The sequence below is a fragment of the Micromonospora sp. NPDC047074 genome (assembly GCF_040643815.1).
Classification (GTDB): Bacteria; Actinomycetota; Actinomycetes; order Mycobacteriales; family Micromonosporaceae; genus Micromonospora.
On sequence record NZ_JBEYVB010000033.1, the window covers coordinates 25,910 to 38,896 of the forward strand.

9 protein-coding genes are annotated in these 12,987 nt (G+C 70.5%); 3 read left to right on the forward strand and 6 right to left on the reverse strand.

What is annotated here, in order from left to right; genetic code table 11:
• Positions 1–2: 2 nt before the first annotated feature.
• Genes ABZ809_RS26965 through ABZ809_RS26975 form a run of 3 tightly spaced genes read right to left on the reverse strand, consistent with a single transcriptional unit; the run spans position 3 to position 3,826 of the window.
• Positions 3–1,343 (reverse strand): nucleotide disphospho-sugar-binding domain-containing protein, encoded by a 1,341-nt coding sequence (locus ABZ809_RS26965; protein WP_357565400.1) that lies wholly within the window; start codon positions 1,341–1,343, stop codon positions 3–5.
• Between the two features lie 23 nt (positions 1,344–1,366).
• Entirely contained in the window at positions 1,367–1,732 is a 366-nt protein-coding gene (locus ABZ809_RS26970) for a hypothetical protein (protein ID WP_357565401.1), read from the reverse strand.
• Positions 1,733–1,759: 27 nt separating this feature from the next.
• The gene (locus tag ABZ809_RS26975) at positions 1,760–3,826 is read right to left on the reverse strand and encodes a hypothetical protein (RefSeq protein WP_357565402.1); all 2,067 of its coding nucleotides are present in this window, start codon (positions 3,824–3,826) and stop codon (positions 1,760–1,762) included.
• Positions 3,827–4,034: 208 nt separating this feature from the next.
• On the opposite strand from ABZ809_RS26975, the gene ABZ809_RS26980 reads away from it, so the two are divergent.
• Positions 4,035–5,291 carry a class I SAM-dependent methyltransferase gene (locus ABZ809_RS26980; protein ID WP_357565403.1) on the forward strand — a complete coding sequence of 419 codons (1,257 nt, stop codon included), beginning with the start codon at positions 4,035–4,037 and terminating at the stop codon, positions 5,289–5,291.
• A 92-nt stretch (positions 5,292–5,383) separates the two neighbouring features.
• Here ABZ809_RS26980 and ABZ809_RS26985 read toward each other — a convergent pair whose 3' ends face one another.
• Entirely contained in the window at positions 5,384–6,973 is a 1,590-nt protein-coding gene (locus ABZ809_RS26985; RefSeq protein ID WP_357565404.1) for an MFS transporter, read from the reverse strand.
• A gap of 600 nt (positions 6,974–7,573) precedes the next feature.
• Between ABZ809_RS26985 and ABZ809_RS26990 the strand changes: the two genes are divergently transcribed.
• Positions 7,574–10,780: a BTAD domain-containing putative transcriptional regulator gene (locus tag ABZ809_RS26990; RefSeq protein WP_357565405.1), complete on the forward strand. Its 3,207-nt coding sequence runs from the start codon at positions 7,574–7,576 to the stop codon at positions 10,778–10,780.
• 76 nt (positions 10,781–10,856) lie between these two features.
• Here ABZ809_RS26990 and ABZ809_RS26995 read toward each other — a convergent pair whose 3' ends face one another.
• Together ABZ809_RS26995 and ABZ809_RS27000 are read right to left on the reverse strand one after the other, a co-directional pair.
• Positions 10,857–11,582 carry a class I SAM-dependent methyltransferase gene (locus tag ABZ809_RS26995; RefSeq protein WP_357565406.1) on the reverse strand — a complete coding sequence of 242 codons (726 nt, stop codon included), beginning with the start codon at positions 11,580–11,582 and terminating at the stop codon, positions 10,857–10,859.
• Positions 11,583–11,599: 17 nt separating this feature from the next.
• Positions 11,600–12,358: a TIGR03089 family protein gene (locus tag ABZ809_RS27000; protein WP_357565407.1), complete on the reverse strand. Its 759-nt coding sequence runs from the start codon at positions 12,356–12,358 to the stop codon at positions 11,600–11,602.
• Between the two features lie 299 nt (positions 12,359–12,657).
• Here ABZ809_RS27000 and ABZ809_RS27005 point away from each other — a divergent pair, with 299 nt between their 5' ends.
• The gene (locus ABZ809_RS27005) at positions 12,658–12,903 is read left to right on the forward strand and encodes a hypothetical protein (protein ID WP_357565408.1); all 246 of its coding nucleotides are present in this window, start codon (positions 12,658–12,660) and stop codon (positions 12,901–12,903) included.
• Positions 12,904–12,987: the final 84 nt, after the last annotated feature.

Below are 12,987 nucleotides of genomic sequence, written 5' to 3' on the forward strand. Positions count from 1 at the left end.
GGTCACCGGCCGATGCCACGGGTCACCCGGTCCTCGAGCAGCGCGACCGCCTCGCTCGGACTCGGCGCCGCCAGGTAGTCGGCGTGCACGCTGGCCGCGCCGTCCTGGAACGTCTGGTCGGTGAGCACACGGGTGATCTGATCCCGGATCGCGTCGACCGACGGCCGGCCGATGTCGAGCACCATTCCCGCCTGCCGGGCGGTCACGTGCCGGACGGTGACCGGCGAAGCGGCGTGCTTGGTCGCGCTCATCGCCTCGCCCTCGGCGACGGCGTTCACCGCCGCCTCCGGCGAGTCGGTGACCAGTTGGGGAACGCCCACCGCGGCCGCCGCCGCGTAGCTGGCGAACCCGCCGTGGTGGATCAGCGCCTGGCAGGTCGGCATCAGCTGGTTGAGCGGCAGGTAGTCGACCGTGCGTACGTTGGCCGGCACGCTGCTCACCTCGGCCAGTTGCTTGGCGTTCAGCGTCGCCACCGCCTCGATGTCCAGCTCGGACACGGCGGACAACAGGGTCGGGATGTGGCTCCAACCGCCCTCCAGGTACTTGCGCCACGACAGGCCGAGCGAGATGGCGACCCGGGGACGCTCCGGCACCGGATACAGCCAGTTCGGCACCGGGGTCTGCTGGGAGTAGGGGATCCAGCGCACCGAGTCGGTGGGCGTGTCGACCGGCAGACGCATCGCCTCCGGCAGCGGCGTGACCGTCCACTGCCCGCGCAGCAGTTCCGCGTCGAACTCGACCCCGTAGCGCTCGGCGACCGGGCCCATCGTCTCGACCATCGGATCCTGACATCCGTTCGCGGCCAGCTTGCCGGCCCGGGCGGCCAACAGGTCGAGCGAGTAGACCCAGTAGTCGGGCGCGGTGATGAACCGGGCCTGGGCCGCGCCGCACGCCCGCGCGGCCACGGCTGCGCCGGGGAAGCACGGGTCCCACAGCACGAGGTCGGGCTTCCAGGAGCGGGCGTACGCCACCAGCGCGTCCATCACCTGCTGCGGCTGCGACGGCGAGGCTCCGTACGGGTGGAAGTCCCACATCGCCGGGAGCATGAACTGGCTGAACGAGTCCCACGCCTCCTGCTCGTCGGCGGCGACGCCCAGCGCCTCGGTGGTCCTGGCGACCTGCGCCCGTTCGGACACGTACGGACGGCCGGGTCCCATCGGCACCGGCATCTTCGCCCGGTCGCCCAGCGGCACGGCGGTCAGCCCGACGGCGGTCGCGGCCTCCGCGATGTCCGGGTGCGCCGGCACGCACACCTCGTGGCCGGCGCTCTGCAGCGCCCACGCCAGCGGCACGATCGGGTAGAGGTGAGACGGATTCGGCCAGATCGGAAACATGACCCGCATGGAAATCTCCTAACGATGGTCGGTCAGCACGTGATCAGGACGCGCGGCGTGCTCAGGTTGAAGGCCATGTTCGGGTCGAACTGGATCGCGCTGTACGTCTGCGTGCCGGTGCCACGGCACGGCAGGTCGAGCCGGCCGGTGGCCCCGGGCATCAGGACCACCTCGGTGGCGGAGTGCCACGGTGAGCCGTCGGCCCCGTGCCGGACGAGCCAGAGCGTGGTGGGCGCCGAGCAGCCGTTGTGGCCCTGCGAGAAGACGCGGAAGCCGTCCCGGGCGGGCGTCGTCGGCATGGTGATGCAGGTGGTGTCGGTGGTGCCCGGGGCGGGTTCGGCCGCACCACCGGCGGCCAGCAGGCCGAGCGACATCAGGGTGATGGCGAACGGAGTCATGGATCGGGGTCCTCTCGGCCGGTCCGGTCAGCGGTGGAAGTGCAGGGCGTCGTCGATGGTCTGGTCCACCGAGTTGCCGTCACTGTCGGTGAACTGGGCGCGCAGGGACAGGCTGCGTGCCCCGTCCGGACGGACGATCACGGCGGTGTGACCGCGCGGGCCGGCGGGCACGACGCGGGCCGGGTGCCAGCTGGCGCCGCCGTCACCGGAGACACTGATCACGAGCCGCCCCGGCCTGCCCACCGCGGCCTGCGGCTGGGACTCCACCGAGACCGGGATCCGGACCACCCGACCGGCGTCGAGCCGGTTCGTCTCGTCCACCTCGGGGAAGAACCGCACCACCCACAGCGGCAGGGGCACCGGGTCGGTGTCCGTGGCGTCGATGTCGGCGGTGAAGGTCCACGTGGCGTCGACCCGGGTGGACATGAGGAACATCGACCCGCGCTCGGAGACGTTGTGGATGCGGAAGTCCGCCCGGCCCGTGGGCACGGTCGCGTTGAGCTGGCCACCCGCGGACGTGCCCAGCAGGACGCCGTCGCGGTACAGCCGGATCGACGCGTGGTCGGACCGTGATCCGGCCCGGTGGTTGTCCTGGTCGGTGAAGAGCGGCGCCCCGAACCACATCCGGTCGCCCCGCACCGCGGCGTGGTCGGGCCGGAACCAGTACGGGCCGAAGACCGCGGCGTTCCACCGGTCGGAGTACCGCTGGCCCGCCAGGTAGGGCTTGTAGTCGGAGCCCATCGCCGTGGCGTAGACGGGTACGCCCTCCAGCAGCATCTGCTCGCCGAACGACCCCGACCACTGCGTGTCGCGGGTGTCCAGCAGGTGGGTCACCCGGGCCGGCAGGTCGTACGGCAGGAGGGTGCCGGAGACGGCGTAGTAGCCCGGCGCCATCCCGTACCAGCCCTTGGTGCCCTGACGTGCCGGCCCCTGCGTGTAGTGCCAGGAGGTCAGCGCGGCGAGCTCCCGGTCGACGACCGTCCGTCGGAACCCGGTGAAGAACCGCCCGGACAGGGTGTTCAGCAGGTTGTAGGTGTACGGGGTGTTACGGAAGTCGCCCCTCGGCCCGGGGACACCCCAGGTCGAGGAGATCCCCGAGGTCATCTCCTCCCCCGTCGCCGACGGACCGAGGTGCGCGGTGAACACCTTGCCGAACGTGCCGGCGATGAGCGACAGGGAGTGCACCTGCCCGTCGCCGTACCTGCGGTCGAACCCGACGTCGACAAGCGCCGGTCGCGCGTCGCGGCGTTCCACCCGGGTGGTCACCGGCCGGGTCGTGCGCGCGTCCACCGTGACGGTGACGTCCCGGTCCAGGGTGAGGGTCGGCTGTACGACGCGGTGCCAGTTCGACTCGGCATCGACGATGTCACCGACCAGCGTGTAGCGGCCCTCCGGCAACTCGATCGTCGCGACGCCGCCGGTCGGGCTCAGGTACTCCCGGACCTTGGTGTCCAGCCCCAGCACCTGCGACTCGGCGTCCGTGGCCGGTCGGCCGTCGCCGCCGACGTGCCGGACCGTCAGCGTGTGGACGGCGGCGGCGGTGACCGGCGCGGCGGCCGGCGCCGCCACCCCGTCGAGCAGCAGTCCGGGCGCGTCGGCGGCGGCGAGGGTGTCCGCCAGCGCCCGCCAGGTGCGCCCGGCGGTCGCCTTCGCCACGACCGACCGGGCTCCGGTCGACAGACGCACCGGCAGGTCGGCACGCCGCCGGTCGTCGTAGCCGGCCGTGATCAGGGTGGTCACGTCGAACAGCCGCCGGTCGAGCCGCCCCGTGGCGATCAGCCGGCGGGCGTCCTCCGGCACCACGGTCAGCTTCCCGTCCACCCGCTGGGTGACGAAGCGCAGCCCTTCCCGGCCCGGCCCGCTGCTGATCGCGGCCCGTCCGGTCTCCGCGGACACGGTGACCCGGTCGCCGGTGATCAGCGTGATCTGCTGGTCGCGGGCGACAGGTGGCGTCGACAGTCCGCCGGCCGGGGTCACGGCCGCCCCGGCCGGCGGCGCCATGGCGAGCACCAGGCCGAGTAGGACGGCGCCGATCCCGACGGATCTGCCGTAACTGCGGGCCGCGCTCGTCGTCTTGACCTGTGAAGGGCTCATTCGCATGGAATCTCCTGGCTGCGCGCACGGACAGAGATAGATCGTGGTCGTCGCGCGAACCCCTCTGCATCTTCGAGATTGCGGTTCACCGGCAGGACGCTCACCGCGCTGATCCCGGCCTCAGCGCGGCACCTTGAAAGGTGCCCGCGCAGCATCCGCGCGGCACGCTGAACCATGCCGCGCGGACACACTGGCCGATTTTTCTCGAATGGTGGCTGACGTGACTGACGAAAACTCATCGGCGGAGACGTTCCCGTGCAGGGTATGCGGCGGATTGGTGCGGCAATGGTTTGACTTCGGTCCACAGCCCATTTCCAACGCCTTCTACCGCGACGGGGACGCGGTCGCCGGCATCCGGTACGACCTGGTGGTGGGGATCTGTCGATCCTGCACGATGGTGCAGCAGCGCGACGAGTGCCCCCGGGAGAGCATGTTCCGACCGGACTACCCGTACCGCGCGTCCGGGTCCGCGCTGATGCGCAAGCACTTCGAGCAGGTGGCCGAGTGGCTCCTGGCGACCGAGCTGGCCGGCCCGGATCCGTTCATCGTCGAGATCGGAAGCAACGACGGGGTGATGCTGAGGACCATCCGGGGGGCCGGCGTACGGCACCTCGGGGTGGACCCGTCACGGGATGCCGCCGAGGTGGCCGCCGCCGAGGGAGTGCGGGTCCGCGTCGACTTCTTCGAGGAGTCCACGGCCGCGTCGATCCGGGCGGCCGAGGGGCCGGCGGACGTCATCTACTCGGCCAACGTGATCAGCCACATTCCGTACGTCGACACGATTCTGCGCGGTGTGGCGGAACTGCTCAGCCCGACCGGTGTGTTCATGTTCGAGGACCGCTACCTCGGCGACATCGTCGCGCACTCGTCCTTCGACCAGCTCTACGACGAGCACTTCTATTTGTTCGCGGCCCGATCGGTCCAGGCGATGGTGGCGCAGTTCGGGCTGGAACTGGTCGACGTCGCGCACCTCGACGTGCACGGCGGTTCGGTCCGGTACACGGTCGCCCGGGCCGGTGTGCGTACCCCGTCCCCGGCCGTGCGGGACCTGCTGGCGCGGGAGAGCCGGCAGGGCCTGGCGGAGATGGCGACGTACGAGCGATTCGCCGACCGCATCGTCGCCATCCGGGAGGACCTGGTGACGCTGCTGCGGGAACTTCGTGCCGAGGGCAAGCAGGTGGTCGGGTACGGGGCCACCTCCAAGAGCGCCACGGTGACGAACTACTGCGGGATCGGGCCGGACCTCGTCCCGTACGTCTGCGACTCCACCCCGGAGAAGCAGGGCCGGTTGTCGCCGGGCTCGGGCATTCCGGTCCGGTCGCAGGACGAGTTCAGCCGCCCCTATCCCGACTACGCCCTGCTGTTCGCGTGGAACCACGCCGAGGAGATCATGGCCAAGGAGCGGGAGTTCAGCGAGCGGGGCGGGCGGTGGATCCTGTACGTGCCCACCGTGCACGTCGTCTGAAGCGGTCCCCATGGCGGTCGCGGCAGCGGATGCCGCCCGACCGCCATGGGGACCATCACCAGCCGTTTCCCGCCGGCCGGCAGCTTGACGTCCTACCCCGCCACGGATTCGGCGGGCCGGCCGGTCTCCTCCGGCTGCCCCTCGCCACCCGCGACCGGCGCCGCCCTGCGCAGCAGCGTCACCGCCAGGATCGCGAACAGGACCATGGCACCCGCCGACACCAGGGCGACCGTGTGCAGGCTGCTGGTGAACGCGTCCCGCGCCGCGTCCAGCAGCTGTCCGCCGAGCTGGGAGGGCAGGTCGGCGGAGACATTCGTCGCGGCGGGCAGGCTGTCGCGTGCCTCCGCTGCGGCGTCCGCCGTCACGCCGGCCGGCACGGCGTCGGTCATGCGTCCCTGGTAGACGGCGGCGCTCAGGCTGCCGAGGATCGCCACGCCGAACGCGATACCGAACTCCCCGTTGGTCTCGGACAACGCCGACGCCCCCCCGGCCTTCTCCGGTGGGGCCGATCCCACGACCAGCTGGGTGCTCAGCACACCCATCGGGCTGGTGCCGGCGAAGGCGATGGCGTAACCAGCCACCACCAGGGCAATGCCGCCGGTGCTGCTGACCTGGGTCAACAGGACGAGCCCGACGGCCGTGACCAGCAGGCCGCCGGCGATGGTGTAGGCGGGGTTGAACTTGCTCGCCAGGGCCGGGGCCGCCATGTTGCCCACGATGGCCAGGACGAACGAGGGCACCAGCCACAGGCCTGCGACCAGCGGCGACAGCCCGGCGACCTGCTGAAGGTACATCGCCACCAGCAGCGTGACGCCGCCCATGGTCGCCGAGCACAGCAGCGCGACCCCGAGGGCGGCCCGCAGCGTGCGGTTACCGAACAGGCGCAGGTCGAGCAGCGGGTGTTCGAGCCGGCGCTGGCGCAGCACGAACACCACACCGACGGCCAGGCCGACCAGCAACGACAGCAGTTGCGGCACCCCGAAGCCGTGCGCAGCCAACTGTTTCACGCCGTAGATGACCGGCAGCAGGGTGGCCAGCGACAGCACCGCGCTGAGCAGGTCCAGCCGACCGGCCTCGGGAGCCTTGTACTCCGGCAGCAGGATCGGGCCGAGGATCAGCAACAGCAGCATGACCGGCAGGCCGATGAGGAACACCGAACCCCACCAGAAGGTTCCCAGCATCGCCCCACCGACCACCGGGCCGATGGCCATGCCCCCCATGAAGCAGCTCATCCATACTCCGATGGCCAGCCCCTGCTGCTTCGGGTTCTTGAACATGTTGGTGATCAGCGCCAGGAGCGACGGCATCAGGGTGGCACCGGAGATGCCGAGCAGGGCACGCGCCACGATGAGCGTCGTGGCGCTGTCGGCGTACGCGGCGAGCACCGAGGCCGCGCCGAACAGGGCCGCCCCGATCAGCAGGAGCTTGCGCCGGCCGATGCGGTCGCCCAGCGTCCCCCAGGTGATCAGGAAACCGGCGATCATGAAGCCGTAGATGTCCACGATCCACAACTGTTGGGTGCTGGTCGCGCCCAACGCGGCGCTCAGGTGCGGCAATGCCAGGTTCAACACGCTGATGTCCAGGGACAACAGCAGCGTCGGCAGTGCCAGCACCGCCAGCCCGATCCATTCCCGGCGGCCGGCCTGCGGCGGGGCTTCGCCGGCAGAGACGTTCGCGTTCATCGAAATCCTTTCTGACAACTTGAATCGCGCCAAACAGTGCGGACCAGGGGCGGGGGTAGTCCACGGGCGCCGTGAATTGGTCGAGCATGGGCGCCGGACATGGTGCGAGTCGAGCGACACGCCGCTCTCGCCGCATACTGTCCGTGTCGACGTGCTCCCTGTGAGTGGTTGCCGACGGTGCCACGACGTGCGGCCGGGTGGAGTCCCTCCGGAGCCACCGGGCCAGTCCTGGGAAGGCCAAAGGATCGGCCGTCGACGACCCCTGTCACGGACCGGGCCCGGCGCTCCTCGCGGCCGGTCTGCCGTCGTCGGGCGCGGGGGCTGCCGGCCACGACCATCCGTGGCCGGTCGTCGTCGCCCATGAGTAAGCCCGCCTTCACACGATCGATGTGCCTCCGCCGACACCGCACTGCGTCGTCAGCGTGATCGTGGGGACTGTCGGCCTGCTGTCGGTGAGCTGTCGGTCGGCCGCCACGGAATTGTCGAACGTGGTGAAAGCCTCTGGCGACGAAGTCACGCTACCGTTACAACGTGCGTTTTCGGATATTGGGCTCACTCGACGTGTGGGCCACTGGTGGTGAGCAGGTCCAGATTCCCGAGATGAAAGTCCGGGCTCTGCTGGCCGACCTCCTGGCGCACGAAGGCCAACTGCTGACGACCGACCGCCTGATCGCCGATCTGTGGGGCGACGACGTCCCACGCGACCCCGCCGGCGCGCTGCAGGTGAAGGTCTCCCGGTTACGGCGCGTCCTGGAGCAGGCCGAGCCCGGTGCCCGGACGATGCTGATCTCCCAACCGCCCGGGTACCTGCTGCGGACGGGTCCCGGCGTCACCGACGCCAGCGAGTTCGCGATGCTGACCCGCCGTGCCCGTACGACCCGGGATCCCCGATCCCGGGCCGAGTGGCTGGCCGACGCGCTCCGGCTCTGGCGCGGGCCGGCCCTGGTCGACTTCGCCGACTGGTCCTTCGCCCAGCCGGTGGCCGCCCGCCTGGAGGAGGAGCGGCTGACCGCCATCGAGGAGCACACGCAGGCGCGGCTGGAGTTGGACGACAGCGATCCGCTGATCGCCGAGCTGGGCGACCTGGTGAGCCGACATCCGTACCGGGAAGGGCTTCGGGGCCTGCACATGCGGGCCCTGTACCGGTCCGGCCGCCAGAGCGAGGCGCTCGCCAGCTACCGGGAGTTGCACGTCCGCCTGGCCGACGAGCTGGGCGTCGAACCCGGCCCGGACCTGGTCGAGCTCCACCGCTGCATGCTGCGGCAGGACCAGGCGCTCGCCGCGCCGAGGGTCGCGCCGGTCGTGGCACCGGTGCGGCGGCTGACCAACCTGACCGCCCCGATCACCGAGCTGGTCGGCCGCGACGACGCCACGGTCGAGGTGGCGGCACTGCTCGGCGCCGAGCGACTGCTGACCCTCGTCGGGCCGGGAGGTGTGGGCAAGACCCGGCTGGCGATCCACGCCGCCGGCGAGCAGTTGGCCGCCTGCCCGGACGGTGTGTGGATGGTCGAGCTCGCCCCGCTCGGCCGCGCCGGCTCGGCCGACGGGATCAGTTCCGTCGTCAGCGCGATCACGACAGTGCTGGGCATCCGGGAGACCTCGCCGCTGCCGCCGGTGGAACACCTGCGGGCGGCGCTCGACGGCAAACGGATGCTGCTTCTCCTGGACAACTGTGAGCATCTGGTCGACGCGGTCGCCGAGGTGACGCAGGACCTGTTGCGGGCCGTGCCGGGTCTGCGCGTACTGGCCACCAGCCGGGAGCCGCTGGGCGTGCCCGGCGAGACACTCTGGTCGGTGCCGCCGCTCGAGCTGCCCCCGCCGGCCGTCATCGCACAGCCCGACGCGCTGCTGCGCTACGGTGCCGTCCGGCTGTTCGTGGCCCGGGCCGTGGCCGCGGCACCCGGCTTCCGGCTCGACCACCTCAACGCGGCGGCCGTCGCGGTGCTCTGCCGTCGGCTCGACGGCATTCCTCTCGCCCTGGAGTTGGCCGCCACCAAGGTCCGGGCGCTGGGTGTGCACACCATGGTCTCCCGGCTCGACGACCGCTTCCGGCTGCTGGCCACCGGCCACCGGGCGGCACCGCCGCGCCAGCAGACGCTCCGCGGCATGATCGACTGGAGCTGGGAGCTGCTGTCGGAGCCGGAACGCGTCGTCCTGCGCCGGCTCGCGCCGCACGCCGACGGGTGCACCCTGGACGCCGCCGAGGTCGTCTGCGCCGGCGGTGCCGTGGCCGGCGTGGACGTCCTCGACCTGCTGACCCGGTTGGTGGACCGCTGCCTCGTCGTCACCACCGAGGCGGCCGGTGAACGTCGCTACCGCCTGATGCAGTCCATCGCGGACTACTGCCTCGCCCGGCTGGCGGAGGCGGGCGAGGCCGAGCAGGTCCGCCGCCGCTGCCGGACGTACTACCTCGACCTGGCGGAACAGGCCGCGCAGCACCTGCACGGCCCGGCCCAACAGCTCTGGCTGGCTCGCCTCGACGAGGAGAGCGCCAACCTGCGCGCCACCCACGAGAGCGTCGTACGCGATGGCCTGGTCGACGAGGCCCTGCGCCTGACCAACGCGCTGACCTGGTACTGGTTCCTGCGCGGCCGGTTACGCGAGGGCCTGCGCCAGTTGACCGCGGCACTGGAGATCCCGGGACCGATGATGACGGCGGCGCGGGCCCGCGCCGCTGTCTGGCGGGCCGGGCTGGCCTCGGTGGCCGGGGACCAGTCCAACGCGATCGAGGCCGGCCTCAAGGCCCTGGAGCTGTACGAAGGGCTGGACGACCCGGTCGGCTACCCGCGGGCGCAGTGGTTCCTCGGGTTCGTCCAGTCCGACTTCGGCGACCTGACCACGAGCACCGAGTTGGTGCGCCGGGCCCTGGAGGACTTCCGGCGGTGCGGCGACCGCTGGGGCGAGGCGGCGGCGCTGAGCACCCTGGCCAAGCACGGCATGGTGCGCGGGGACCTGGCCGCGTTGCAGCGACACGGCGAGCAGAGCGCGCTCATCTTCGCGGAACTCGGTGACAGCTGGGGGCAGTTGCAGGTCACCGACTCGCTGGCGACTCTGGCCGAGGTACGGGGCGACCATGACCGGGCCGCACGCATACATCGGGACGGGTTGCGTACCGCCGAGCGGCTGGGCCTGTGGCCGGAGGCGTCGAGCCGGCTGTCGTGGCTCGGTCGGATCGCCATGCTGCGCGGCGACTTCGAGGAGTCCAGACAGCTGCACCAACGGGCCCGTCGGCTGGCCGTCGAACACGGCTACAAGCCGGGCGAAATCTTCGCCGAGATGGGCCTGGGGATCGCGGCCCGGCGCGAGGGCCGGCTCGATGCGGCCGAGGAACACCTGCGTACCGTGCTGAAGTGGTTGCCCCGCGAGAACTACCAGCGGGGCGACACCCTTCCGCTGGCGCTGATCCTGCCGGAACTCGGCTTCATCGCCGAGCAGCGCGGCGACGCCGTGGCGGCGCAACGCCTGCACCTGGAGGGCCTGCACGTCGCGCGGCAACTGGAGGGCGACCCACGCGGGGTGGTGCTGACCCTCGAAGGGCTGGCCGGAGTGCAGGCGCTCGTCGGCAACAACCGGCCCGCCGCCCGGCTGCTCGGCGCCGCGGCCGCCGTGCGGCAGACCGCGCGGGCCCCGCTCCCGCCCGCCGAACAGGCCGACGTGGACCGCATCGCGACGAAGGTGATGGCCGCGATCGGCGCCGAGGAGTTCGCGGTCGACTTCGAGCGTGGCCGGTCGATGAGCGCGGATGCCTGTGTCGATCTGGTACGGCAAGCCGCCGGCGATCGGGCGGAGCCGACCGACGTCCGCTGAGAGGTCGTTTCGATGAGACTCTCCGGTCCTACCTGCTCGGCCGTTCGACACCGTTGCCGGCTGATAGGCGGCATCGTCAGGTCGCCTGGCAGATGAACACGTACTCCCGACCCGGGCGGTCGGGTGCCTCCCGCACGTCGAGGACCCGGTAACCGTTGGCTGCCAGGCTCGATTCGACCTCGTCGCGGCTGCGAAACCGGAGGGTCGAGTCCGACGTGACGACCATGCCGCCGGTCAGGAACCGGTAGGCGTGTCGGAAGGAGACGAACGGAAGGCTGACGCCGGTGACCTCAAAACGTCGTTCCACCGGTCCGATGCCGGGGACATCGAGGGTGACCGGATCGACGTCCATCGTCCACTTCTCCCATGCCCGATGTTCGGGGCGTCTGGTTTCGAAGACGAGGTGGCCGTTCGGACGAAGGGCGGCGTGGATGCCCCGGAGGGTCTGCGCCCAGTCGTCGTCGGTGAGGAAGACCTGGGCCACGTTCCCGGTCATCGTCGCCAGGTCGGCATCGAGCGCCGGCAGTGCCGTGGCGTCGCCGTGGATCCAGCGGATCCTCCCCGCCGGATCTTTGGACTTCGCGATCTTCAGTGATGCTTCGGCCGGGTCGACGCCCACGACGTGGTAGCCGGAGCCAGCGAACAGGACCGCCAGGGATCCTGTCCCGCAACCGACGTCAAGGACGAGGCTCGCGGTCAACCTGTCGGCGATCGCGAGGTAGGTCACCAGATCGTCGCGGTCCCCATCGAAAACGTCGTAGACACGTGCGAGGAGAGGATGGGCAAAGATCGCATCGGGCATCCGGGGAGCTGACGTCCTCAGAGGATACGAGTGACGCGTTCGGCCGAGGACCGCTCGGCGATCAGGGCCGGATCAAGGTTGGCACACAGCACCACCGAGGCACCGACGGCCAACGGTGCCAGTAGCCACCACACCGGATGCTCGTGCTTGGCCGCGTCGATCAGAAGGCGGTCGCCAGGCCGAAGCCCGAGGGACTCGACAATGCTCTGCGTCAGCCTGTCCCACTCCTCGTACGGGGAGTCATCGACCAACGCCGGGCCATTGGCGGCAAGGTCCGAAGGCGATGGCATGCTGTCGGGATATCTGCCCGCTTCGGTGAGGTAATCACGGTAACCGGTGGGATCGCCTGACCCTGCGAAAGCGTCCGCTGTGAGTCCGAGAACGAATTGATGCCGAGCCTCTGGTTTGTCTTCGAGCCAGTCGCCGACCCTCTTCGCCGACACGAATGTGGCGTCGAAGGTCTCTCGACCGCCTGAACTCGTCGCCGGCAATCCGGGGACCGGATGGAAAGTGGTGGCCATGCCTGCCGCCCACGCGCCAAGAAAGACGGCGGCGGTCTGCCAGTGCGGAGGCAGGAGTATGGCGACTCTGCTGCCGGTGCCCAATCCGCAACCCTGCTGGAGCAGCCTCATCGTTCGTGCGGCCCAGCCGCCCAACTGCGCGACGGACAGCTCGGTGCGCTCACCACTCTGGTCGTCGTAGTAGGTGAATAGCGCGGTGTCGGTGACGCGGCTGGCGAGCTGCGCAGGCAGCATCGCGGCAGCGGTGATGTCCATCGGGCTCTTCCTGACAGGTGCGCGGCGCTCTCCACCATAGCGAACGGCCGCGCCGCGGCGTCGAAGGACACCCTGCGGTCGGAGCGTCGAGGTCGGGGTACTAGCGGTCCGGTGACTACACCCGTTCGCCGATACCCAGTCGAACACCAGTTCCGCGCCAAACAAGCGCACCACCAGCGAAGGCACCGAACCGACCCGACTCGCCACGTCGACGAGCGTGGGCTGTTGCGGTAGGCCGTACCTCCGGAACGACCCTGGTTTATCAGCTCACCGGTCCCGAACAGTTGGTATGCCTGAGCGTGCGGCTCGTCAGATTGGCCATGCTCACCCTCGCCGTCCTGACCATCCTCGCCGCCACCACGCAGCAACCCAACACCGACTCGGAGATCGTCGCGCTGACCGTCGCCGACATCCGCCGACTCCTCTACGCCCTCGTCCTCGCCGTGACGCTTTCACCAGAGCAAATCCTGCACTGGTCGATCTGGCGACGAACAGCCCGAGCCCGAGCCCGACGAGCCCACTACCAGCGCAGACAGGCCAACTGACGTTGGAGTACCAACTGCAAGATCGACGCGCAGTGCGGGGGTGTGGCGCGTCCTGTGATCGTTCTGCTGGTGGTCAGCCGTTGC

Bases quoted from the DNA above. Each gene is read 5' to 3' on its own strand.
- ABZ809_RS26975 (WP_357565402.1), bottom strand. From the start codon at position 3,826: ATGAGCCCTTCACAGGTCAAGACGACGAGCGCGGCCCGCAGTTACGGC.
- ABZ809_RS26995 (WP_357565406.1), bottom strand. From the start codon at position 11,582: ATGCCCGATGCGATCTTTGCCCATCCTCTCCTCGCACGTGTCTACGAC.
- ABZ809_RS27000 (WP_357565407.1), bottom strand. From the start codon at position 12,358: ATGGACATCACCGCTGCCGCGATGCTGCCTGCGCAGCTCGCCAGCCGC.
- ABZ809_RS26980 (WP_357565403.1), top strand. From the start codon at position 4,035: ATGGTGGCTGACGTGACTGACGAAAACTCATCGGCGGAGACGTTCCCG.
- ABZ809_RS26985 (WP_357565404.1), bottom strand. From the start codon at position 6,973: ATGAACGCGAACGTCTCTGCCGGCGAAGCCCCGCCGCAGGCCGGCCGC.
- ABZ809_RS26970 (WP_357565401.1), bottom strand. From the start codon at position 1,732: ATGACTCCGTTCGCCATCACCCTGATGTCGCTCGGCCTGCTGGCCGCC.
- ABZ809_RS26990 (WP_357565405.1), top strand. From the start codon at position 7,574: ATGAAAGTCCGGGCTCTGCTGGCCGACCTCCTGGCGCACGAAGGCCAA.
- ABZ809_RS26965 (WP_357565400.1), bottom strand. From the start codon at position 1,343: ATGCGGGTCATGTTTCCGATCTGGCCGAATCCGTCTCACCTCTACCCG.